At 51.8% G+C, this 21,958-nt stretch carries 21 protein-coding genes; 3 read left to right on the forward strand and 18 right to left on the reverse strand.

From position 1 onward, the window contains the following. Positions 1 to 262: 262 nt before the first annotated feature. From D3P09_RS22060 to D3P09_RS22080, 4 genes are all read right to left on the reverse strand, one after another. Complete coding sequence (locus D3P09_RS22060; protein ID WP_120113583.1) at positions 263 to 892, reverse strand: pyridoxamine 5'-phosphate oxidase family protein; 630 nt, start codon at positions 890 to 892, stop codon at positions 263 to 265. 409 nt (positions 893 to 1,301) lie between these two features. Then, the gene (locus D3P09_RS22065) at positions 1,302 to 1,805 is read right to left on the reverse strand and encodes a hypothetical protein (protein ID WP_120113584.1); all 504 of its coding nucleotides are present in this window, start codon (positions 1,803 to 1,805) and stop codon (positions 1,302 to 1,304) included. A 504-nt stretch (positions 1,806 to 2,309) separates the two neighbouring features. After that, positions 2,310 to 2,651, reverse strand: a complete 342-nt coding sequence (locus tag D3P09_RS22075) for a hypothetical protein (protein WP_120113586.1) — start codon at positions 2,649 to 2,651, stop codon at positions 2,310 to 2,312. Next, a complete protein-coding gene (locus D3P09_RS22080; protein ID WP_120113587.1) occupies positions 2,648 to 2,926 on the reverse strand; it encodes a hypothetical protein in 279 nt (92 codons plus the stop codon). Before D3P09_RS22080 ends, D3P09_RS22075 begins: the two co-directional genes overlap by 4 nt. Before the next feature lie 220 nt (positions 2,927 to 3,146). Between D3P09_RS22080 and D3P09_RS22085 the strand changes: the two genes are divergently transcribed. Further along, positions 3,147 to 3,575 (forward strand): VOC family protein, encoded by a 429-nt coding sequence (locus D3P09_RS22085; RefSeq protein ID WP_243644390.1) that lies wholly within the window; start codon positions 3,147 to 3,149, stop codon positions 3,573 to 3,575. Positions 3,576 to 3,663: 88 nt separating this feature from the next. On the opposite strand, the gene D3P09_RS22090 is transcribed toward D3P09_RS22085, so the two are convergent. From D3P09_RS22090 to D3P09_RS22155, 14 genes are all read right to left on the reverse strand, one after another. Beyond that, positions 3,664 to 5,220, reverse strand: coding sequence for an ABC-F family ATP-binding cassette domain-containing protein (locus D3P09_RS22090; RefSeq protein ID WP_120113588.1), 1,557 nt, complete (start codon positions 5,218 to 5,220; stop codon positions 3,664 to 3,666). A 103-nt stretch (positions 5,221 to 5,323) separates the two neighbouring features. After that, a complete protein-coding gene (locus D3P09_RS22095) occupies positions 5,324 to 6,124 on the reverse strand; it encodes a helix-turn-helix transcriptional regulator (RefSeq protein ID WP_243644392.1) in 801 nt (266 codons plus the stop codon). 182 nt (positions 6,125 to 6,306) lie between these two features. Next, positions 6,307 to 7,929 (reverse strand): MDR family MFS transporter, encoded by a 1,623-nt coding sequence (locus D3P09_RS22100; protein WP_120113590.1) that lies wholly within the window; start codon positions 7,927 to 7,929, stop codon positions 6,307 to 6,309. 48 nt (positions 7,930 to 7,977) lie between these two features. Then, on the reverse strand, positions 7,978 to 8,430 hold the full coding sequence (locus D3P09_RS22105; RefSeq protein ID WP_120113591.1) for a MarR family winged helix-turn-helix transcriptional regulator: 453 nt from the start codon (positions 8,428 to 8,430) through the stop codon (positions 7,978 to 7,980). A 235-nt stretch (positions 8,431 to 8,665) separates the two neighbouring features. Continuing rightward, entirely contained in the window at positions 8,666 to 9,175 is a 510-nt protein-coding gene (locus D3P09_RS22110) for a DUF2179 domain-containing protein (protein WP_279387143.1), read from the reverse strand. A gap of 11 nt (positions 9,176 to 9,186) precedes the next feature. After that, positions 9,187 to 10,080, reverse strand: a complete 894-nt coding sequence (thpD, locus tag D3P09_RS22115; protein ID WP_120113592.1) for an ectoine hydroxylase — start codon at positions 10,078 to 10,080, stop codon at positions 9,187 to 9,189. Positions 10,081 to 10,131: 51 nt separating this feature from the next. Then, positions 10,132 to 10,533 carry an ectoine synthase gene (locus D3P09_RS22120; RefSeq protein ID WP_120113593.1) on the reverse strand — a complete coding sequence of 134 codons (402 nt, stop codon included), beginning with the start codon at positions 10,531 to 10,533 and terminating at the stop codon, positions 10,132 to 10,134. 23 nt (positions 10,534 to 10,556) lie between these two features. Then, the gene (gene ectB / locus D3P09_RS22125; RefSeq protein WP_120113594.1) at positions 10,557 to 11,882 is read right to left on the reverse strand and encodes a diaminobutyrate--2-oxoglutarate transaminase; all 1,326 of its coding nucleotides are present in this window, start codon (positions 11,880 to 11,882) and stop codon (positions 10,557 to 10,559) included. A gap of 34 nt (positions 11,883 to 11,916) precedes the next feature. Continuing rightward, complete coding sequence (gene ectA / locus D3P09_RS22130) at positions 11,917 to 12,423, reverse strand: diaminobutyrate acetyltransferase (protein ID WP_207892541.1); 507 nt, start codon at positions 12,421 to 12,423, stop codon at positions 11,917 to 11,919. Then, positions 12,420 to 13,286, reverse strand: coding sequence for an amino acid ABC transporter ATP-binding protein (locus D3P09_RS22135; protein WP_120113595.1), 867 nt, complete (start codon positions 13,284 to 13,286; stop codon positions 12,420 to 12,422). The genes ectA and D3P09_RS22135 overlap by 4 nt, the downstream gene beginning before the upstream one ends. A 15-nt stretch (positions 13,287 to 13,301) precedes the next feature. Further along, entirely contained in the window at positions 13,302 to 13,964 is a 663-nt protein-coding gene (gene ehuD, locus D3P09_RS22140; RefSeq protein WP_120113596.1) for an ectoine/hydroxyectoine ABC transporter permease subunit EhuD, read from the reverse strand. 4 nt (positions 13,965 to 13,968) lie between these two features. Further along, on the reverse strand, positions 13,969 to 14,619 hold the full coding sequence (ehuC, locus tag D3P09_RS22145) for an ectoine/hydroxyectoine ABC transporter permease subunit EhuC (protein ID WP_120113597.1): 651 nt from the start codon (positions 14,617 to 14,619) through the stop codon (positions 13,969 to 13,971). A 1-nt stretch (position 14,620) separates the two neighbouring features. Next, on the reverse strand, positions 14,621 to 15,496 hold the full coding sequence (gene ehuB, locus D3P09_RS22150; RefSeq protein WP_120113747.1) for an ectoine/hydroxyectoine ABC transporter substrate-binding protein EhuB: 876 nt from the start codon (positions 15,494 to 15,496) through the stop codon (positions 14,621 to 14,623). 432 nt (positions 15,497 to 15,928) lie between these two features. Beyond that, positions 15,929 to 20,455: a DEAD/DEAH box helicase gene (locus D3P09_RS22155; RefSeq protein WP_120113598.1), complete on the reverse strand. Its 4,527-nt coding sequence runs from the start codon at positions 20,453 to 20,455 to the stop codon at positions 15,929 to 15,931. A gap of 122 nt (positions 20,456 to 20,577) precedes the next feature. Here D3P09_RS22155 and D3P09_RS22160 point away from each other — a divergent pair, with 122 nt between their 5' ends. Together D3P09_RS22160 and D3P09_RS22165 are read left to right on the forward strand one after the other, a co-directional pair. Beyond that, on the forward strand, positions 20,578 to 21,483 hold the full coding sequence (locus D3P09_RS22160) for an NAD(P)/FAD-dependent oxidoreductase (RefSeq protein WP_120113599.1): 906 nt from the start codon (positions 20,578 to 20,580) through the stop codon (positions 21,481 to 21,483). Positions 21,484 to 21,591: 108 nt separating this feature from the next. After that, a complete protein-coding gene (locus D3P09_RS22165) occupies positions 21,592 to 21,882 on the forward strand; it encodes a hypothetical protein (protein WP_120113600.1) in 291 nt (96 codons plus the stop codon). The last annotated feature ends 76 nt before the right edge of the window (positions 21,883 to 21,958 follow it).

A 21,958-nucleotide genomic window follows, 5' to 3' on the forward strand; every position in this document is an offset into this window, starting at 1 on the left:
ACGAAAAAGTTGTAATGATTCCCAAAAATAAGAATACAAAAACAGCGACCCTAATGAAAGAGTACGCTGCTCCAAAGTCATATTCACTTATGGCAATTATAACTACGACTCCAGAATCTTATTATACAAATCGCGCATGGGTAGCAGGTTGCTGGCACCACTGACTCAGAGAGAGACCGTGTTATCCGATATTGATCGTTCCAATCTTCCTTAACAACGAACCTGCTGCTTTTGTAAATTAGCCTCTATCGAAGACTATCTGTTAATACAACCTTTTCTCATAGCTCTCTGTCAATCCTTCTCTAATCTTCTCCACTGTGAAGGGCTCTGAATTAACATGCGCGGATATCATATGCGGGATAGAGGGCAGCTCACTTTGCTCCGCCCAAGTGTCTGGATTCCATGCGCCTGACCGTTTGAACGACTTTGCACAATGGATAAAAGCTTCCTCAACTCGTACGCCAATGCCGAGTAGCGGTTTTTTTCCGTTGGCTTTCATCCGTTCCAATAGTTCATCATCCTTAATGACATACGCTTCCCCATTCACTCTAAGCGTTTCCTCTAATCCGGGAATGAGGAAATTCAGGCCGGCTCTTGGATTAGATAGAATATTTCGCATGGAATCAATCCGGCGATTTCCTGGTCGCTCTGGAATGACAATATGCCTGTGATCAATGATGTAGACGAATCCTGGCGCATCGCCGCGCGGAGATACATCGCAATTGCCATGAATATCAGAGGTAGCCATGAACAAAAGCGGCGACATCGCAATAAAATCCCGGCAGTGACTGTCCAGCTCCGTTATCGTCTTCCTCTGGACCACTTCACTTGGAAAACCAATCAGCTCCCGAATCTCCTCTTCCGTTGCAACGATATCTTTGAATGGATTCATCCCTTCACAGCCTTTCTAGCTCATCATACAGAAAAAAAAGCAATGATAATCATCATCAAAAAAATGAATAAAATATATTTTAACAATCTGAATTTCAATTCAAGTACATCTCGAACTTGTTCTACCTTTGTATAATAATGAAGATTGCCAAATATTATGGTTAGCGCTATAACAACTACAACGAATAAGAATGGGTTTTCTTTTATTGACGAGAAAAATAGTGGAATGGTTATTCCGCATACAACAACAAAACTGACAACGAAATACTTTAATCGATTCAACAATACAAATCGCGCACGATTGCGAATGCCTACAACTAAGCTCCCAATGGATAAAAGAAATAGCAGACTAAGTATGATTATTGGAACTATTATTCTTATGCAGCCCCTTCCTAATCAGTTTCTCCTAACTACTCCATCACTTGAAGCACTAGCACATATTTAGAATGCGGCAAATAAACCGCGCGTATTGTACGAATTTCATAGTTGGCTATAGCATAAACACTTTTTAACTCAATAGTTTCTTGATTCTGATTTTGGATTTTAATGTCATGCCATAGGGTTTTACTTTTAGTCGTAATGGTGCTCGAATCAATATTCTTGCCTATCACAACTTTAACTTCATTGCGTAAATAAGGACCTATATCAAAAACCACGGGAGAAAATACTGCGAAAAAAAATACAATGAGCCCTATTCCGGCGATTCCTACAATTGTTCGAATCGCTCCTCTCTTCGCTCGGTTAGTGATATGATTCAACCCCGAAGTAGTTAATAAGATTAAATATATACCCAATAATAAAATGTATATCGAAAATACGAACCAAAACCAAAAGTAGTTCAGTAAAAAAATACTGGCGATAAAAGGGGTCATAAAGATAGCTGCAAAAAAATTATTTTTAAGAAGTTTACTCATTCACTTTATTAGCTTAAGCTGTCTACAATCCTTTTGTAATAATTCGTACCGTAATAGACAGCCAGTCCATTATTATGAAGCAACATATTTAGTTTCTCCAAGTCCTGAATGAACGCATCGTCAGCGCTTAATATATCGGATCGCAAAAAGGAAAATGCATGATGTTCGGAGGTTATGCCTCCTTCAAAAGGATTCTGTTCAATCGACCAGATGATGTATTGTGCTCTATGGACCACATCAACATAATACCCGCCGCAGCCGAATATCCCGCAAGTACAGGTGAACATGGAGTACTTCCCTGGACATAAAAGTGACTCGAAAAACATGTTTGCGACGAAAACCTCATCTTCATCAAATTTTCTGTCATTCACATAAACTTCGATCGAGGCGTCAACCACGGCGGCTAACACGCGCTTGTATTTAGATATGTTCTTTTATGTAATCCGTTGATTGATCCGAACTTTGAATGACAGTTTATCTACTGTATTCATTTCTAAAGTTCCTTTATGCTATGTCATCTTTAAATGGCACTCCGTCTGTTACTGATTTCATGATTTCTTCTAACTTATATACGATTTGTTGCTTATCTTTAGTGCGAAATTGATATAGAGGTGTCGACCAGTTGTTTATTTGTTGTTCTTCGTCATATGACAACTCAATTAGATTAATGGTATACATCCCTTTTGTGCGATTAGAAGGATACCAGCCTAAATCAAGAATTTTAAACCGTTTGTGATTAGATAATTGTAAAAGGTCTTCCGCTAGAATATTATCTAGTTCGAAAAATTGATTATATTCCACTCGCCAGCCAGCGGAAATCCTTAACGGCATTAACTGGTCTATCATTCGTTATTGCCCTTATACTTTTGATACTGCTTCTCCGTTGTATTCCACGTCCATATTCCAAAGCCGACTCCTGCTACGGAGAAAATAACGAGCGAAATGATCAACGTTTGATACAGCTCTTGATTAAAGGCAATCTCTTGATGTTGGATGTATGTCCATACCGCGGTGTATAACAAGGCCATAGGAATTCCCCATCCTAATAAGCCATTAAAAATAACGTAGTTTTTCTTGCCCTTGGCACGTGTTTGCTCCCACTTTTCCCATTTCGATTTCATTTGTTTGCACCATCCTCTTTATTGATTTAATAGTCAGTTAGCCTATTATACGTTTTGCTTAGTTATTTGGAAACAATAACCACCAAATTTATGTAGAAGAATTATCATTATTTATACTTTTACCTTTATTCGTATTCCATATCGCAACTTCGCAATTCAGAAGAAATGTGATGCATACGAACAGGTTATACTAGCTTTATACCAAGAAGAGGAGCTGTGAATGATGTCGATTAAGCTTACCCCGTATCTGGTTTTAGAAGGCAATGCTACGGATGCAATCGCTTTATACCAAGAGGTATTCGGCGCAGAAGTTCTGATGCGGCAGGCGTTCGGCGATCTGCCGCCTAATCCGGAGTTTCCGCTCCCAGATTCTGTGCTTGATAAGATAGCTCATGCTCATCTGAAGATTGGCGAGTCAGAGCTTATGCTCTACGATACCTTCCCTGGATCGCCTTATACACGCGGCAATAACATGACGGTTTGTGTTACGCTGCCAAATGCAGAACGCGCAACCCAAGTTTTCGAGAAGCTTGCTGATGGCGGACATATTGTACAACCGCTCCAAGCGACATTCTTCAGCCCGGCCTTTGGCACGGTCACAGATGCGTTCGGCATAACCTTCACAGTAACGACAGAAGCTGCACAATAATTCAAACTCCGCTTCATTCATCTCCTCCTCACATAAAAAGGCCCTGTCCGCTTCAAAGAGCGGCATAGGGCCTTCCTCTAACCTTCTATTAAAATACTTTCGTCGTCCAGCTTTCGCAGTTCCACGTCTCTGTCACAACATCACGGTAAAACTCCGGTTCGTGAGAAATAAGCAGGATGCTTCCTTTGTAAGCCTTCAGAGCGCGCTTAAGCTCTTCTTTCGCATCTACGTCCAAGTGGTTCGTCGGCTCGTCAAGCACAAGCAAGTTCGTGTCGCGGTTGATCAGCTTGCACAAGCGTACCTTCGCCTTCTCGCCGCCGCTCAGCACGGTAATCTTGCTTTCGATATGCTTCGTTGTCAGTCCGCATTTCGCCAGAGCGGCGCGAACCTCGAACTGCGTATACGAAGGAAACTCTTTCCAGATCTCTTCGATACAAGTGTTGTAGTTGGCTTCCTTCGACTCCTGCTCGAAGTATCCGATCTCTAGATTGTCGCCAAGCTCCACGGATCCGGATACGGCTTGAATCTCGCCCAAGATGCTGCGAAGCAGAGTCGTCTTACCGATGCCGTTCGCCCCGACCAGAGCAATCTTCTGGCCGCGCTCCATACGCAGATCAAGCGGACGGGATAGCGGCTCGGAGTATCCGATAACAAGATCTTTGGTCTCGAAAATAACGCGGCCAGCCGTTCTGCCTTCTCTGAAGTTGAACTGCGGCTTCGGCTTCTCCTTCGCCAGCTCAATGACATCCATCTTGTCGAGCTTCTTCTGTCTGGACATCGCCATGTTGCGCGTAGCTACGCTTGCTTTGTTACGTGCGACGAAGTCCTTCAGATCCGCAATTTCTTGCTGCTGGCGCTTGTATGCGGACTCCAGTTGCTGCTTCTTCATCTCATACACTTGCTGGAAATGGTCATAGTCGCCAACATAACGAGTCAGCTCCTGATTCTCCATGTGATAGATCAGGTTAATAACGCTGTTCAGGAATGGAATATCATGCGAAATAAGAATGAACGCATTCTCGTATTCCTGAAGGTAACGCTTCAGCCACTCAATATGAACCTCGTCCAAATAGTTGGTAGGCTCGTCAAGAAGCAGGATATCCGGCTTCTCCAGGAGGAGCTTCGCCAGAAGCACCTTCGTCCGCTGACCGCCGCTAAGGTCATGCACATCCTTGTCCAGTCCGATATCGGTCAAGCCAAGTCCGCGCGCCGTCTCTTCGATCTTGGCGTCGATCATATAGAAATCCTGATTGGTTAGCGTATCTTGGATCGTACCGACGTCTTCCAGCAAGCGCTCTAGCTCTTCAGGCGATACATCGCCCATCTTGCCGTACATGTCGTTCATCTCCTGCTCCATATCGAACAGGTATTGGAACGCGCCCTTCAGCACATCTCGAATCGTCATGCCTTTCGACAATACAGCATGCTGGTCGAGATAACCGACGCGCATCCGCTTCGACCATTCCACCTTGCCGTCATCCGGCTGCAGCTTGCCCGTAATAATGTTCATAAAGGTGGATTTGCCTTCACCGTTGGCGCCAATAAGACCAATATGCTCGCCTTTCAGCAAGCGGAATGACACGTCGTTGAAGATGGCGCGGTCTCCAAAGCCGTGGCTCAAACGTTCTACATTCAATATGCTCATGAATTAAACACCTTTTCTGTTAGACTTCATACTCGCTATATTATAAGCGTTACAGGGTGCTCAACTCAATAACGAAATTGCTGATTTCCGTCGAAAATAGCCTTTAAACCCGATATTCTTCCCTTTTCTGAACGCGAGACAAGAAGTGGTTCATTAATACGGGAAGCGAAATCAGAATGGGCGGATCATCGAGCTTCGGCGGATGCAGAGACACATTCAGATGCGGCACCTCCGCTCCTGGACTAACGACTACAGCGTCCCTTGACCTTGTGCGCAGCGTCGATTGCGGCAGCAGCATATCGATAGCGCCCGTGCCCCAGGAAATCGTCGTCGCCATCAAATAATAGATGCCGGGCTCTACATTCGGAAATTCAAAGTCGCCCAGTGTGCCAAGCAAGGTGCCGTGCAGAGGGAAACCCTCCGGAATCGGCTTCGGGAACAATCCGATCAGCACCACTCCTGAGAATGGATGCTCCGAGCTGATTGTACCTCTTACGGTAGTATGCCTCGGCTTGCAATATTCCAGCGTGGTCCAGTCCCTTAATTGTTCCAGCAATTGAAGATGCTTGCTGGCGTCATGGGCAGTATTGCGAAATTGCGCAGGTGTCATGCCAACCCGTTCCGTGAATCGGGTCGTAAAGGTTCCTAGGCTCTGTTGGCCAATCTCCAGGCTGATATCCCTGACGCTCAGGTTGGTTTGCAATAGGAGATCCTTCGCCTTCTGCAGGCGCAAGGATGATACGTAGTACATCGGCGAAATTCCCATTCGTTCCTTGAACAATCGGGTGAAATGATACGGACTGTAGGAGACATGGCTGGCCAATCGCGATAATGGCAACGGATCATAGATATGCTGATGAATATAAGCAATGACTTCATCGATTTCGGTGGTCGTTGTGGTCACGTCATACACCGTCCTACCCAGGTCTAAAGCAAGACGGTTCCGCCGCCTTGATTCTTCCATAGTTTAACACCATTCCTAAAAGCGATCAAGTGTTCCCTTATTCCGATTGGCATGTTTGAAAAAAGGCCCCCATGCTCTTCGGCTTGCCGCCGAAATGGAACATGAGGGCCTCTATGATTTACTTAAGCATTCGCTGGATTTTTGAACGCTACATCCTGTTCCTTCTCTTTCTCCTTCTCTGGCATTGCGTTAGAGGTGCGGAGCGGAATTTCTCTCAGGAAGAACGATAGCAGCAGAGCTATGACGACAAGCGCTGTACCCGCAAGGAATACGGTCGTCAGCGATGCGCTGAGGGCATCGCGAAGCGTCTCAATCAGCTGGGAGATTATCGGCTGCACATCCGCTGGAAGCGTCGATTGCAGCTCAGCCAGCTTCGGCTGATCCAGCAGCATCTCCGGATTGTGGAACATCTCCAGCTGCTTCGCAAGGGCTGGATCGATATTCTCGAAGTTGAAGCCTTCTGCCGATGCCGCTTCCTTCTCCATATTGCGCACCAGGCTCGATTGCATGATCGTGCCCATGACCGCAATGCCAATTGTGCCGCCAAGGTTACGGAACAGCTGGGACGAAGCTGTAGCAACGCCGAGCTCGTTAGGCTTCACAGCATTTTGCACGGTCAGCGAGAAGACCGGCATGCCAACACCAAGGCCAATGCCGAAGACGATCATCGCGGCGACAGCAAGCCATACGCTGTTCATGAATGCCATAATGAGCATGCCCGCGATCATAATCGGCAAGCCAAGAATCGCATATTTCTTGTATTTGCCGGTTTTTGAAATTTGACGGCCGATAACCGTACTCATAATAACCATGGCTATAGACATTGGCATCGTTACGTAACCGGAGTAAGTCGGCGAGATGCCTTCAACACCCTGTACGAAGAACGGCAGATAGATCAATGCGCCCATCATGCCGGCGTTCATCAGAAAGCCGATTACATTGGAGATCGTAACAATGTCGTTGCGGAACAGATGAAGCGGAAGCACTGGGCTTTTGGCTTTCCATTCCACGAAGATGAAGATAACGAGCGATAGAAGCGCTCCCGCGAACAAGCTGAGTATTTGCCAGGAGCCCCAGTCATACTTCGTGCCTGCCCAAGAGAAGCCGAGCAGAATGCCGATAATCGTCAAGCTCAGGAAAAGCGAGCCCACATAGTCGATCTTCTCGGACTTGTTCGTCTCCACTTTCGGGAAGAGGAACAGAATCATGAAGAATGCGACAAAGCCAAGCGGCAGGAAGATCCAGAACAGCCATTTCCATGCGAAGTTATCGACCAGCCAGCCGCCAAGCGTAGGTCCGATAACGCTGGAGAAGCCGAATACGGCCATCATGACTCCTGTCCATTTGCCCCGCTCTCGAGGCGAGAACAGATCGCCGACTGCGGTGAATACCGATGCCATAATAATGCCGGCGCCGACGCCTTGAATACCGCGGTAAATGATTAATTGAAAAATATCCTTCGAAAAGCCGGTTAAAAAAGCGCCTATCATAAAGATGACGATACCCGCCAATATGAACGGCTTCCGTCCGTATATATCGGACAGCTTGCCGACCAGAACGGTGGCGAGTGTCGATGTCAGCATGTAGATCGTAATGACCCAGCTGTAATATTCCATGCCGCTCAACACTGCGATGATACGCGGCATTGCCGTACTGACGATCGTCTGGTTGATGGCGGAAAAGAACATTGCCATGATGATGGCCATCATGATTGTTATTTTGCGCTTATGGGACAAATGTTCCATTGGTTCCTACTCCTTCTTTCTCTTTGTATAAATTGATTAATAATGGCTTTATCGGCTTTGCCGTCCATGGCATTTGGAATTCTCCTGCCCGATCAGCACCATCTTCTCCAGCACTTCAGTCGCAATGCGGACCTCATCGGGATCCAGCTTATCAAGGTAAGCCCCGACAATCTCTTCTCGCATCGCTTGCGCCTTCTCCAGAATTTTAATGCCGGTTGGCGTAAGTTCAACCAGAATGACCCTGCGGTCATCCGTATCATGCGTCCGTACCACGTAATCCGATTTTACCAATCGATCAATCATGACCGTTACCGCGCTTGGCTTCACATCCAGCTTCTCCGCAAGCTCCGTCAACCGGCATCTCCCGCTCTGTCTGATGTAATGAAGCATATACATCTGAGTTCCCGTGACTTGGGAGTCGAGCCGATCCACGATTTCTGAAGCAAATAGCCGGTTAAGCTGCGTGACCGAACGCTGAAAACGACTGACGAGCGTTGGCATAGAGACACCCCCTTCTAATTCATTTAGCACTAAACACTTTAGATCTATAAACTTTAGATCTATATATTTAAACTATTTAAATAATAGTCGCCTAACCGCTCGCTGTCAAGCGCCCAATTGAAGGTTAAATATCGCCAGTTTCTTGAAAGCGAATACATGGCGGGACTGCTGATTTGAACAAAAATCCATAAGAAAAGGATACCCTCCATCATGGAAGATATCCTTATTAAGACCGTTATTTCTCCAGAAGCTTCGCCCAGAATCCGCCTCGGAAATGCCTCGGTTCATGCGAAATGACAAAGGCTTTCGGCGCTGCCGCCGATATCGAATCCAGCAGCTTTTTCTCCGCGCTTCGCTTCACCAGTACTTGCATGACGAGCCTTGGACCGCTTCGCCCCTCACCCTGCCAGACCGTTACTCCGTAACCGCTCGCCCGCAGCTGATCAGGCAAATTTGTATTTACCGTATCTGCAATGACTTGCACGACAGAATAGCCAAGCGCAAGCGCTTCTTCAATACGGCTGCCAAGGTAAACGCCAAGTCCGAAGCCTGCGCAATAGGCTGCCATGTAGATTGGCGTCGACAGATTGTTCAGCACGAGCTGCAGCCCAACCAGATACACGAATACTTCAACGGTGGAGAGAAGCGCCGCTGCCGTGCGCTTTCCTTTGATCACCAGAATAAGCCGCAGCGTGAACATCGATACATACGTGATGTTAATACCCAGAATTAATGCAACGATCAAGACCGGATTCGTCACCAGGATCTCGTCGCTATAAATTCCGGCCTTGGCTTCTGCCCCGAATACGGCTGTACCAGCCGATTGTCCACGCTGTTGTAAACCATAAATACATTGCTTCGCGGGAATGGCGAGATATTGCTGCTGGAGCCATGCATCAAATTGCAATCGAACAGCAGCACGGAGCCCGCTTTGCCGACGGGCATATGAATGCCCTTCTCCTCCGCCATGGCGCGGAGATTGTCATGATCGGGAACGCCATACTCTTGCTTGCGGAGCGAATCCTTGAAGTGATCATCCGGTGTCTTGCCTACACAGGAGATGAATGTCTGATGAGAGCCGGGAATGACCATAAGCGGACCGTTGTACGCGTAGTTGTCACTGAGCGCAATGGAGCAGCTGAGGGCGCGCATGGCCGGCATGCCGTCCTCTGCATGCCATGTCTCGAAATCAGAATGCCAATAGAACTCTTTTCCTGTAAAGCCTGGCTTAAAGTTAATGCGGGATTGATGGATGTACGTGCCGGAGCCAAGCAAATAGGAAGTAATCGCCTGCAGCTTCGGATGCTTCGACAGCGCCCGGAAGATTTCATTGTTCTCGTGGACAGCGAATACCGATCTCACCTCACGGCTTGCCGGCTCGCGAATAACATGCTCCGCATCGCTGTCGCGGTAGCTTTCCTGAAGCCGGTTCAGCTCGTTCCTCCATAGCATCAGCTCATTTTCCGAAAAAAACTGCTCCAGAAACAAATAGCCTTTGCGTTCGTAGAAGGAAGATTGCGCCTCGGTTAGCGGGCTATCGGGCGTCCATTCGCTATAGACCACTGGATCCTTTCGTTCCAATCTGGAGGGCATCTCCTCCACCCTCGTTGGATAGAGGTCGTTCTCCGCCATGCTCGTCCTGCCGTTCATTAGCTTCAGCTCCTTTTTCATCAATAGGGTTTATGGAAAAGAACTTCATGCTTATCGGACTGCTTCGCCGTTCTCATTCATTAAAGGATACACGCCGTCTTGATCATGAACCTCCGCGCCGGTTAGGGGCGGATTGAACACACAGACCATGCGGAGCTGGCTCCGGGCGCGCAGAAGATGCTTCTCATGACCGTCCAGCGCATACAGCATGCCCGGACATATCTGGTGCGTCTCCCCGCCAACAACTTCAATCTCGCCTTCTCCTTCAATACAGTACACGGCCTCCACATGATTCCGGTACCAGATAAGCGTCTCCGTCCCGGCTTTAATAATCGTATCGTGCATGGAGAAGCCCATCCCGTCCTTCTTCAATAGCAGCCGCCTGGAATTCCACGTCGGCGCATCGATATCGTGCGAGCTTCCTCTGATTTCCTCCAGTTGCTTCACAATCATCGCATATCCCTGCCTTTCCCTAATTAGCCTTTCGCTTGCAATGCCGCTCTCGGGCTTATTCCTTCATATAAATCAGACAATGCCGCCTCCAGCAGCTGAAGGCCCTTCTTCAGCAAGCTGTCCTCTATAGTCAGCGGCGGCATCAGCTTCGCCACCTCATCGCGCGGCCCGGACGTCTCCATAATCACGCCTCTCTCGAACATCAGCTTGCATAAGCGGGAGGCGTCTTCCGGTTTGTGAAAGGCAAGTCCCTGAATCATGCCTTTGCCTCTCGATTCCGCTATCCGGTCACTGTACCTGGAGGCCATGCGGCGCAGGAAGTCCGCTATGATCTCGCTTCGATCGCGGATTTGGCCCGCAAGACTGTCATCCTCCCAATACCGGAGCGCGGCGGAGGCTGCTACAAAAGCCAGATTGTTGCCGCGGAATGTGCCGTTATGTTCGCCAGGCTGCCAGAGATCATGCTCCGGCTTAATCAGCGTTAATGCCATTGGCAATCCGTATCCGCCAATCGACTTGGACAAGCACACGATATCAGGTGTAATGCCCGTTGACTCAAAGCTGAAAAATGTTCCCGTTCGTCCGCAGCCCATCTGCACATCGTCGATGATCAACAGAATGCCATGCTCGCGGCATATCCGCTCAAGGCTCCGCAGCCATTTGCCGCTGGCTGCAGAGAGGCCGCCTTCGCCTTGCAGCGTCTCCACGATTACCGCCGCTGGGGTATCCAGTCCGCTGCCGGGATCCTGGAGCAGCTTCTCGAGCAGCGCTGTCGTATCCACTAGCGGCCCCAAATACCCGTCATAGGGCAGGAAGGTTGTGCCGCTAAGCTGTACGCCGGCTCCTCCGCGCTTGAACGCGTTGCCTGTAGCGGACAAGGAGCCCAGCGACATGCCGTGGAACGCATTGGTGAAGCACACGATATTGGTTCTGCCCGTCACCTTTCTCGCGATCTTAAAAGCGCTCTCGACCGAATTCGTGCCCGTAGGACCAGGGAACATCACCTTGTAGTCCAGTCCCCGCGGCTCCAGTATCGTCTCTTGGAATCGGAGAAGGAAAGCTTCCTTCGCATCCGTCGCCATATCCAGACTGTGCGTAATGCCGTCCTCCAGCAAATAATCAATCAGCTTGGAGCGGATTTGCGGATTGTTGTGTCCATAGTTAAGCGCGCCCGCGCCTGCAAAAAAATCGATGTACTCCTTTTCATTCCGATCCTGCAGCAGCGCGTTGCTGCCCTTCACGAAGACGGTCTCAAAGCTTCTGCAATAGCTTCTCACCTCAGATTCCAACCGGTTGAACACGGTTAGCGGTTCCTTGACAGTTGTTGCCTTGCCAATCCATTCAGTCATGGTTATCCTCCTTTTTAGTGAACGTAACAGCATCTCATCTCTTAAGGGTAAAAGGGCCGATTCGGAACAGCAGCTCCGCCTCATGGCTCTCAGGGAACATGGATGCGTCATACAGCTCCGATATGCTGCACTCGCTTTCCAGCTCGCGGGCTGCGGCCATGAACCAGCGGCGCGATGCCATATTGCCGGGACTTATCGTCGCTTCCAGAACCTGAATATCCGCATTGTTATCGCGCGAGAGCACGTCCTTCAGCAGTTTCCCGCCAATTCCGTTGCCCCGAAGGACAGGATCGACGGCAATCTGCCATACGAACAGAGTATCCGGCTGGGCAGGCTTGCGGAATGCGGATAAGAATCCGCAGAGCCGGCCTTCACGCTCGGCAATGCTGCAGGTCTCGCTGAACATGTCGCTCAGCATTAAGTAGCAATATACAGAATTAACATCCAGCCCGCCTGCACGCTTAATCAGCTTCCAGATATGCCCTCCATCACTGGCGACAGGCCGGCGGTAGACAATGGCTGACGGTTGAATTCCTTTCAATCTCTCACCTCCTGCAGCCGGTTCAGAAATGTGCGTAGCCTCTCGCTCTGGGGCCTCTCGAAAATATCCTCCGGCGTGCCTTCCTCCACGATTAACCCTTCGGCTCCGAAGATTACGCGATCCGCCACTTCCCGGGCAAAATCCATCTCATGCGTGATCAGCATCATCGCCGTCTCGCCTTCCTTCGCAATCTCTTTAATGACGGCCAGCACCTCGCCTACAAGCTCGGGGTCCAGCGCTGAAGTCACCTCATCGAAGACCACAACCTTCGGCCTCATGACGAGCGCTCTAGCAATCGCGACGCGCTGCTTCTGTCCGCCGGACAGCTGCGACGGATAGCTGGAAAGTTTATCGAGCAGACCGACCTTCTCCAGCATAGACTCGGCGCGAGCTCCGGCATCCTCCCGGGTCAAGCCAAGCACTGACGTCAGCGCCAGCGTCACATTCCGCTCTACTGTCAGATGCGGGAACAGGTTGAAGTGCTGAAACACCATTCCTACCTTCTCTCTCATGGCACGCAGATGCGCCTCGTTCGCCGGCTTCCATCTCCCCTTTTTGTCTTGCATCTGCCAGAGCGGGACGCCATCGATGGACAAGGATCCCGATGTCGGACGCTCCAGCGTCATCAGCATTCGGCCCAGCGTCGTCTTGCCCGACCCGCTTGGTCCGATAAAAGCCAGCTTTTCGCCGGCATGCATTTGAAGATCAATTCCTTTAATCACTTCCAAATCGCCGAAAGACTTCGTAACGCCGCGGTATTCGACCAGAGGCTTGCCTTTCTCGCCATAGAGGCACTCTTCGCCCTGCCGCCAGACCGCTTGCGATTCCAAAATCCCTTCATTGTCTTGCGCTAGTTGGGTCATGCCGCACACTCCTTTCTATGCTGATGTCCGCCGTCTCCATCCCTTCTCCAGCCTCCCTACCAGGAATGACATGATCAGGCTGACAACAATAAAGATGATGCCTGCAATCGTATACGGCTCGAATACCCGGTACGAGATCGACGCCTCATTCTTGGCGCGGAGCAGCAGCTCAATGTAAGTGATAGCCGACAATGTAGGTGTTTCCTTGAATATCACAATCAAATAATTGCCCATAATGGGCAGCACCGGCGGTATCGCCTGGGGCAAGATGACGGACAGCCATGTCCGGCGCTTCGATAAATTCAGCGCGGTGGATGCCTCCCATTGTCCCTTCGGCAGCGCATCAATACCGGAGCGATAGACCTCCGACATATAGGTCGAATAATGAAGACCCAATCCAATCGCCCCTGTCCAGAAGGCGGTCATCGATACCGGCACCAGCATCGGCAAGCTGTAATACAAGAAGAACAGCTGCACAAGCAGGGGCGTACTTCGAATGAAATGAGCTACGCCGCTGGCGATGCGCCTGACCGCAGTGAATCTGGAACGGACAAGCGCAGCAATCGCAAGCCCGACCGTCGCGGCAATGATGAATCCGCTGAATGCCGCCAGCAAAGCCGCTGGAAGCGCCCGCAGCAGAACCAAGCTAACCTCCATCGCATAATCCCAGCTCCACATCCCCTCACCTCCATGCCGTGAGCTTGCGCTCCAGCCACTTGACCGGCACTGCGATACAGGATGCCATCACATAATAGATCAGCAGCAGCAGGCCGAAGATAAGCGGCGTGTCTGTGTAGTAGTTGTTGCGGAGAATCATGGCTTCATAGGTCAAATCTGCCATCGTAATGAAATAAACAAGCGACGTAGACTTCAGCATCTCAATCCAGAGATTGCCCATCGGAGGCAGCATTCTCGCAATTGCTTGCGGCAGGATAACCGACCGCATCCGGGCTAGCGGAGACAGATTCAGGGCGACAGACGCTTCGTATTGCCCCTTCGGTATAGCCTGTATAGCGCTTCTGACGATTTCCCCTCCGTAGGCTCCGATGTTCAGCCCGATTGCAAGGACGGCAGACCAGGTTTTCGACAGGTCCAGCCCCGCGATTGGCAATGCAAAATACACCCAGAACAAAAGCACCAGCAGCGAAGCCGCCCGGAACAGCTCAATATATCCTCCCGCAAGCCAGCGGATCGGCTTCAGGGCAGATAGTCTGCCGAGACCAGATATAAGGGCCAGCAGCATAGCCACTACGCCGGATAGCAGCGTAATCTTCACCGTCACTAGAGCGCCCTGCGCCAAATACGGCAGCCACTGGCTTATCGTACTCATCATGTTATTGTCCGCACAGCTGCTGTGCGGTGACATCGCCCGGCAGCTCTTGCTCCGTAAATCCGAACTTCGTCAAAATATCCAGCAGCTCGCCGCTTTCCTTCATCTTCGCAAGCTCCGCATTAAAGGCGTCGCGGAACGAGGTATCATCCATTCGGAAAGCTGTCGCGCCATAGCCGCGTACGCTCTCTCCATCCACAAGCGGCTGCTCGAAGTCCATGACCCGTTCTATGCCGGGATCGTCCGCCGCATTAAGCCTGGATTGGAGCGCCGGCCCGGTCATCGTCATCGCATCCGCTCTGCCGGACTGCAAGGCGCTGATCGCCGCATCCTGATCCGGCACGATGACCATCTGCTTCTCTGCAACTCCGGAAGCGGTCAAATAGCCGATCTCTACAGCGCCCGCCATCACCGCCACTTTGGCATCGCTGTTCTCAGCTATCGCCGCATAGCTGTCAAGCTGGAGAGGATTGCCCGCTTTGACCGCCAGCCCTTCTCCGATGCTGTACTCAGGATCTGCGAATAATACAGCCGCACATCGGTCAGCGTTGATGAACATGCCGGCTGTGATCATATCGAACCGCTTGGCTTGCAGGCCAGCGACCAGAGCGGAGAATTCCGTCAGCTCGCCTCTCATCTCTCCGATGCCAAGCCTCTCAAGAATAACGCTGGCGATCTCGACAGCCTCGCCTGTCAGCTCGCCTTGCTCATTCTTATACGCATACGGATTTTCACCCGCGAAACCTACCGTTATGTACCCTTGCTGAACCGCCTTCTCCAGCGTCGTCAGCCCCGCGCCATTGTTTTTTCCGTTGCCGCCATTCGTATCAGCCTCATTGTTCACGCCGCAAGCACCAATAAGCATGATGGTCATCAGCATGAAGGCCAACCATTTTCCGCGCAATTTGCATCCCAGCCTTTCCCAGTTTTTTGTTCTCTTCAAGGCTAACATGAATCCAAAGCTCCGGTCATTTCCAGGAAAAGGCGATAATATATCGTATGCTGGGCTAACTTTAGCTGAGGGAGGCTCACCCCGCTTCTCCTCCTTTTTCCTGCCATATCCTGCCTGATCGTTCCGGATAATCAAGTTTACATAACGGATGAAGTATGTTATATAAATAATCCTTATATATATTTCTGCTTGATTAACGTTTTCTAATTATAAATTTTTCTTATAAAAATATTGTCGAATGTTCCCGCTGCTTTCGTCCTCTTGTGTTTCATTTCGTCAAAAAATAACGGCTTCCCGCAGCGGCATCATTGCCGGCGGGAAGCCGTTTGACATTTCGATAACACAGCACCCTAATCGAATCTATAGCTTGCTCATCCACAGCACATACGAATGGCGGTCACGCTCCGCTCCCATCGCGGTGAGCAGCTTGGCAGCCTCAGATTGAGAAACAGGCTCTCCGTTCCATTCATCAATGACAATCTTCGCAAGCCCTTGCCGATGCAACACCGCGCTGAACATCGAACGCAGCTTCTGCATGCGCTGCTTCTCATTCTGCTCGCTGTCTGCATGAACTTCAAACACCTTCTTGCCGTTGCCCTCCAGCCAATATTGCCATTCTCCGCCGTCCAACACAACGTAGCTGCCCGCTTTCCTGGCATAGGCAGGCGCATTTGGCGTTTTTGCCGGCCAGTCGATGAACAGTCCGTAAGGATTAGCGGGATCGAGCGCTGACAGCACCGTAACCTTCCCCTCATCCTTGCCGGGCAGCGGGCTGCTCAGAGCTCTGGCGATATCCGGTGTTGTGAATTGCATAGCGGCGGCTCCTTCTACGAATACGCCCCGGGTCAGCGTCCCCCACTCTTCCAGCCTGGACAGAATAGGCAGCACCTCATCCCAGCGGAATGGCGTATAGGCCGATATAAGCTCCTTTGTAATAATGCCGTAGCTTTCTATCAATTGGTGAATCCAGCGGGAAGCGGATTTTCCTTGCAGCTCGGCGCCTGTTGAGACTGAAGGATCCTCCGGTCCGCCGCCAGTTGTGCTGGCGCCGGGCTTGCCGCCCAGCGTACCGGTCCAGTACCAGCGGCCGAAGCCGGATCCTGTGCGCGCCCAGTCCTTGCCTCTCTTGCCTATTCCAAGCCTGAGCGGCGCGAACTGATCATTGGATGCATGCCCCTCCCATGCCAGCTCCAGCAAGTCTTGCAGCGTCTCGCTTGGAGGCTTGCCGTACTGGCGGCTGAGCTGGGTCAGGAAGCTTGCCCCTCCTTCCTGAAGCAGGCGGAGCAGCTCGGGATGCGCCGTTGATCGGGTCAGCAGCTCATCGGCATAAGGGGCCAGCAAAGCGGAGTTCGATGCCAGGAAGAACGCAATCCTTCCCTCCTTCTGTCCGCTTGCCTTGCTGCCCAGCCAGATCACTTCTCCTGTGGCGCATAGCGCATCCAGCTCTTCCTTCCTGTAATCCTTCAGCCTTGAAGGAAACAGGAAGCTCTCCCAATGCGACGCCGGGAGGAACAGTCCTTGCAGACGGCTTATGATAGCGAGCAGCCCCTCTTGGCCTTGCAGCTGCGCCCCTTGCAAGGCATGCTGGCGATAAGCCAGATAGCCGCACCACCTCGCAGGCGCTATCGCGGGTACCTGCCCGCGCGCTTCACCAATCGACAGCCGGATCATTTGCTCGGCCGCCTTGCTGCTTGTCCAGATCCGCTCCGATTCGTCCGCGGCAAACGGAGCCTGTCTGATGATATTCTGCCGCAGCAGCTCATCTGTCAGTTGGCGGGCAGCCTTAAGACTCAGTGCCGGATACCGCTCGCAGAGCTCCGGCTCCGTATAGGACATCCTCCCTTCCGCATAGCGGCTAATGACGAACAGGCATGACGAAGCCGACTCCGGAAATGAAGCATAGATGTCCGCTTCGTCCGCGCATATCCAGCGAAGAATCGGCTCGGCATCTTCCGGCCCTCGCAGATCGATCTCAAGCACAGCCCCGGCAGCTGCCAGCGACTGAATCCAGCCAGAGGCATCGGCTCCCGCAACCGAGATCATCTCCGATAAGCTCATATCCCCGCGAATCTTCAAGCTGCTTCGCAGATCTTCAGCAGAACCAATCTTGCCGGAGCGCCGGACGATCCGCTCTTCAACCTTGCGCAGCACATCTTCCGAGACGCTTCGCTTCACCGCATCGCGCCCGAACAGCTCACCTGCGAGGTCTTTGCTGATATGAAGCAGGCCGGCCTTGGTCGCCGCATCAAGACCATCGCCCTCATACAGCCTCATATTGACGTAATCGGCAAGAAATTGTGTGGCCATCGGCGATGGATATTCCGTTTCCCTTACGACGACCTCAATCTCCCCGCCTTGTATCGATGCCAACAGCGTTCGCAAGGATACAAGATCGAGGTAATCGTACAGGCATTCCCTCATCGCTTCCGTCAGGAACGGGAATGATTCGGCGTACGGCAGCGATTCGCGCAGCAGCTCCTCGCTGCGCAGCCGCTTCTGCCACATGGGGACTCGTGTGAAGCTTCTGGCAAGCAGCAGCGACGTCTCCGCGATGCGGCGGAAGGCAATCGCAAGCAGCGGCGAGCCCGTCACAGCTTCCGTCAGCAGCGGCTCGGCATTGGCAGGCGTCACTTCCCAGATCATTCTTAGCCAGGAGGCATCCCACTCCGGCAGCACGAACTCAATACCATTGTCCTTCGCGTTGCCGTACAGCTGATAAGGCAGCGAGCGCTCGAACTGCCGCTGGATGGCGAGCAGCCAAGTCCGGTTCAGCCTTCTGCCATACGGATTCAGGATGATGACATGGGTCTGGTTCATCATATCCTTGTAATGCTCGATCACAATCCGACTAGCTGTCGGCAGCGAGCTGAAGGCATGCTGGGAGACGATATAGCCAAGCAGCTCTCCCGCTGTATAATCATCCAAGCCATATTCTCTCCCCAGCCACGCCACCACAGCGTCCAGGCGAGCTTCGCCAGCCTGATAGGCCGAGCGCCAGTTGCTCCACTGCTTTTGTCTGGGACGATCAGGTGACGGATCAAGCGCCAGACGCTCCGACAGGCTCTCGATTAGCTCGCCGACCTTCATGCCGAGCGCAAGCGTGCGGCCGGGACCTTCATTGCGCCAGAACGGCACCTCGCTGAAGCTGTTGGCAGCTTCAGTGACATAAACCCTGTCCTTGTCGATCTTGCGGATCATCCAAGAGCTTGTCCCGAGCAAGAATACGTCACCTACCCGGCTCTCATGCACGAATTCCTCGTCCAGCTCGCCTAGGTGGGTGCGACTGTCGAGATGATGCACAGGAAAGTGGGAGGACTGCGGGATCGTGCCCGCGCCGGTCATCGCCGCAATAGAGGTATTGCCTCTCTTCGATAGCAGCCCTGTATCGCGGTTCCAATCCAATATCGGCCTCGCAAAAGGATACAGTCCCGCCAGCACCGCAAGCGTGCTCATCAAGTGCTCCTTCTCCAGCTGCCGGTAGCTGTAGCTGCCAAGCAACAGCCCATACAGGGCATCTACCGTCAATTCGGCTGAAGCCACTATGGCAATAATTTGCTGAGATAGAACATCCAGCGGCTTCTCGGGCATGCGGATCGGTTCAATCTCCCGATTCGCAATCAGGCCGCCCAGAACGGCAGCCTCGGGCAGTACGCCGCGCTGGCGAACCACAATTACTCCTTTCGATATATCGCCGACTGCGTGGCCTGCGCGTCCAATGCGCTGTATGCCGGATGCGGCTTCCAGCGGGGAATCGATCTGGATCACCAGATCGATGTGGCCTACATCAATGCCAAGCTCCAGCGATGAGGTCGCCACGAGACAGCGCAGCTCGCCGTTCTTCAGCAAGGCTTCCGCCTCCAGCCGCTTCTCCTTGGACATGCTTCCGTGATGGGACCTCGCCATCTGATAGCCGGCATGATCGTTAATGCGCAGCACAAGCCGCTCGCACAGCCTGCGGCTGTTCACGAACACCAGCGCCGAAGTGCAGTTCGCCATCAGGTCGAAGATGCGTTGCAGAATCGGCAGCCATACGCCGTCTCTCGTCTGTGCCGGCACACTTGTATCCGGCATCGTCACGCGAACATCCATTCGCTTCTCCATCCGGCTCTCAACGATATGTACGGGCCGAAGTGAGTAGCCGAGCGGGTATTGCTCTTCCTCTGGCGCTTCCAGAGGAGGCGGACTGCCAGCTTCACGCTTCGGTTCAAGCCCGCCGAGGAATTGCGCCACCTTCCACATTGGTTTCTGGGTCGCCGACACTCCGAGCCGCTGGATACGAATCCCGTCAGCCGAGTTATGCTGGAGACGTTCCAGCGACACCGAGAGATGGGCTCCGCGCTTGTCGCCGGCCAGATCATGAATTTCATCAATAATCACATACCGGACTTCACTCAGCATTCCTCTGCCTTGCTCAGAGGTCAACAGGATGTACAGAGATTCCGGCGTTGTAATTAGCAGCTCCGGCGGGTTCTTCAGCATGGACGCCCGCTGGGAGGATGGCGTATCACCCGTCCGTACGCCGCTTCGAAACCCGGGCCATGGCAGTCCGAGCTTCTTCGCCTCCTCCTCCAGCCCTCCGGCAAAGGACAGCACATGATGCTGTATGTCATTGTTAAGCGCTTTGAGCGGCGTAATATATAACAGCTTGACCCCTTTTCGGACCGGCAATTTGCCGCCGGCTTTCGCTTGAACAATCGCGTTCATGCAGGGCAGCAAGCCTGCCAATGTCTTTCCTGATCCAGTAGGGGCGGCAATTAACGTATGCCGTTCCTCCATGATGGACGCCCACGCTCTTGCTTGCACATCCGTAGGCTCGCCGAACGAGCTGCGGAACCAGGACATGACCGCGGGATGCCATACTGCGCTATTCCAATCGTACTCAGGCATAACTTTCAACTCCAACCGGCATAATAGTGACATTCTAGTCCTTGCCATCTTATGTCCAATTATAGCAGTGATTGCAGCGGCAGAATAAGGAAATCATTCGAAATCGGTAAAGGAGTGGCATAATGAACGTTTGGGATGTGGCCATTATCGGAGGCGGACCGGCCGGGCTGAGCGCTGCGCTGGTGCTTGGACGCGCACTGCGTTCTGTAATTGTGATTGACGAGGATAAGCCGCGCCACGCCGCCGCGCGCAGCTCGCACGGCTACTTGACGAGAGACGGCATCTCTCCGACCGAATTCAGAGAGCTTGGTCGCAAGGATGTCCGCGCATACGAACTGGTTCGGATCGAGCATGATACCGCTGAAGAGGCCGTGAAACGAGACGAACATTTTCATATACAAACCGCAACAGGGAAGTCCTACATAAGCAAATATCTCATTGTAGCGACTGGCGTCCGCGACGAACTGCCCCCCATCCCGGGCATACAGGAGCGTTATGGCGTCTCTGTCTTCCCCTGCCCTTATTGCGATGGCTGGGAGCACCGCGGCGAGCCGCTGGCGGTCATCGGAAGCGGAGCGCAATTGTTCGGTTATGCGCAGCTGATCTTTAATTGGAGCCGTGACCTCGCTGTATTCACAGACGGAGCTTCCATGCTGACGCTCGATCAGAAGCACGCGCTTCAGGACCGCGGTATTGCCCTGTATGAGCAGCCAATCAAATCGCTGGCGGGCGCCGGCGGAGGGCTGGAGAAGATTGTGCTGGAAGACGGGCAGGAAATCAAGCGGCGAATTGCCTTCTTGGCAGATACGGGAGCGCGGGAGACGACCGGCATTGCAGATAATCTTGGCGTGAAGCGCGGAGAAGACGGACAATACGAGACGATGGAGCATGGCAGCACACAAATCGATGGATTATATATAATTGGCGACGCCAAGCATTATTTTACGGGGCTGATCGGGGCTGCCAGCGAAGGTTATGAGGCGGGAGTTGCCGTTAACCGGAAGCTCGTGGAGGAAGATTGGGTTTAGTGTCGATAAGTATTCAAGCTCTAGGGCCATGTTGCGACAAACATTTCACCTCCACTCTGATAGGATCATAGGCATGTCGCCTATATCTAGCAGAGGAGAGTTGCGAGAATGAAATTGATTATGAATGAAAGTTTCAACAACGAAACCATCAACTTTGACGGCTTTAGCTTCAAAAATTGCAGTTTTACGAACTGTGTCATCCTCATTACGACGCTGAACTTCCACTTCGAGGGCTGTTCGTTCTATGGCTCCGCGCTGCACGTGAACCCGGATCTGCCGATCTTCGAAGTATCCCACCGGCTCTCACAATCCGTCTATGACAGCGATACGAATTGCTATCGTGACGATTACAAATATCCGAACACGAAAGTGCCGCTGCCTACCACGAACGTCCATTAATCAACAGCTTTAGAGCTGCCCCGGAATGAAAAAAAAGAACCTCCCAAGGCGCTAGTCATGCGTCTCCCGGGAGGTT

The organism is Paenibacillus pinisoli (genome assembly GCF_003605435.1).
Taxonomy (GTDB): Bacteria; Bacillota; Bacilli; order Paenibacillales; family Paenibacillaceae; genus Pristimantibacillus; species Pristimantibacillus pinisoli.

What these genes read in the sequence shown, in the direction of transcription:
- thpD (WP_120113592.1), bottom strand. Translation starts at nt 10,080, where the DNA reads ATGAACGGCAGGACGAGCATGGCGGAGAACGACCTCTATCCAACGAGG.
- D3P09_RS22160 (WP_120113599.1), top strand. Translation starts at nt 20,578, where the DNA reads ATGAACGTTTGGGATGTGGCCATTATCGGAGGCGGACCGGCCGGGCTG.
- D3P09_RS22075 (WP_120113586.1), bottom strand. Translation starts at nt 2,651, where the DNA reads ATGATAGACCAGTTAATGCCGTTAAGGATTTCCGCTGGCTGGCGAGTG.
- ehuC (WP_120113597.1), bottom strand. Translation starts at nt 14,619, where the DNA reads ATGATGAGTACGATAAGCCAGTGGCTGCCGTATTTGGCGCAGGGCGCT.
- D3P09_RS22060 (WP_120113583.1), bottom strand. Translation starts at nt 892, where the DNA reads ATGAATCCATTCAAAGATATCGTTGCAACGGAAGAGGAGATTCGGGAG.
- D3P09_RS22105 (WP_120113591.1), bottom strand. Translation starts at nt 8,430, where the DNA reads ATGCCAACGCTCGTCAGTCGTTTTCAGCGTTCGGTCACGCAGCTTAAC.
- D3P09_RS22135 (WP_120113595.1), bottom strand. Translation starts at nt 13,286, where the DNA reads ATGACCCAACTAGCGCAAGACAATGAAGGGATTTTGGAATCGCAAGCG.
- D3P09_RS22155 (WP_120113598.1), bottom strand. Translation starts at nt 20,455, where the DNA reads ATGCCTGAGTACGATTGGAATAGCGCAGTATGGCATCCCGCGGTCATG.
- ehuD (WP_120113596.1), bottom strand. Translation starts at nt 13,964, where the DNA reads ATGTGGAGCTGGGATTATGCGATGGAGGTTAGCTTGGTTCTGCTGCGG.
- D3P09_RS22100 (WP_120113590.1), bottom strand. Translation starts at nt 7,929, where the DNA reads ATGGAACATTTGTCCCATAAGCGCAAAATAACAATCATGATGGCCATC.
- ehuB (WP_120113747.1), bottom strand. Translation starts at nt 15,496, where the DNA reads ATGCTGATGACCATCATGCTTATTGGTGCTTGCGGCGTGAACAATGAG.
- D3P09_RS22085 (WP_243644390.1), top strand. Translation starts at nt 3,147, where the DNA reads ATGATGTCGATTAAGCTTACCCCGTATCTGGTTTTAGAAGGCAATGCT.
- D3P09_RS22090 (WP_120113588.1), bottom strand. Translation starts at nt 5,220, where the DNA reads ATGAGCATATTGAATGTAGAACGTTTGAGCCACGGCTTTGGAGACCGC.
- D3P09_RS22065 (WP_120113584.1), bottom strand. Translation starts at nt 1,805, where the DNA reads ATGAGTAAACTTCTTAAAAATAATTTTTTTGCAGCTATCTTTATGACC.
- ectB (WP_120113594.1), bottom strand. Translation starts at nt 11,882, where the DNA reads ATGACTGAATGGATTGGCAAGGCAACAACTGTCAAGGAACCGCTAACC.
- D3P09_RS22080 (WP_120113587.1), bottom strand. Translation starts at nt 2,926, where the DNA reads ATGAAATCGAAATGGGAAAAGTGGGAGCAAACACGTGCCAAGGGCAAG.
- D3P09_RS22165 (WP_120113600.1), top strand. Translation starts at nt 21,592, where the DNA reads ATGAAATTGATTATGAATGAAAGTTTCAACAACGAAACCATCAACTTT.
- D3P09_RS22120 (WP_120113593.1), bottom strand. Translation starts at nt 10,533, where the DNA reads ATGATTGTGAAGCAACTGGAGGAAATCAGAGGAAGCTCGCACGATATC.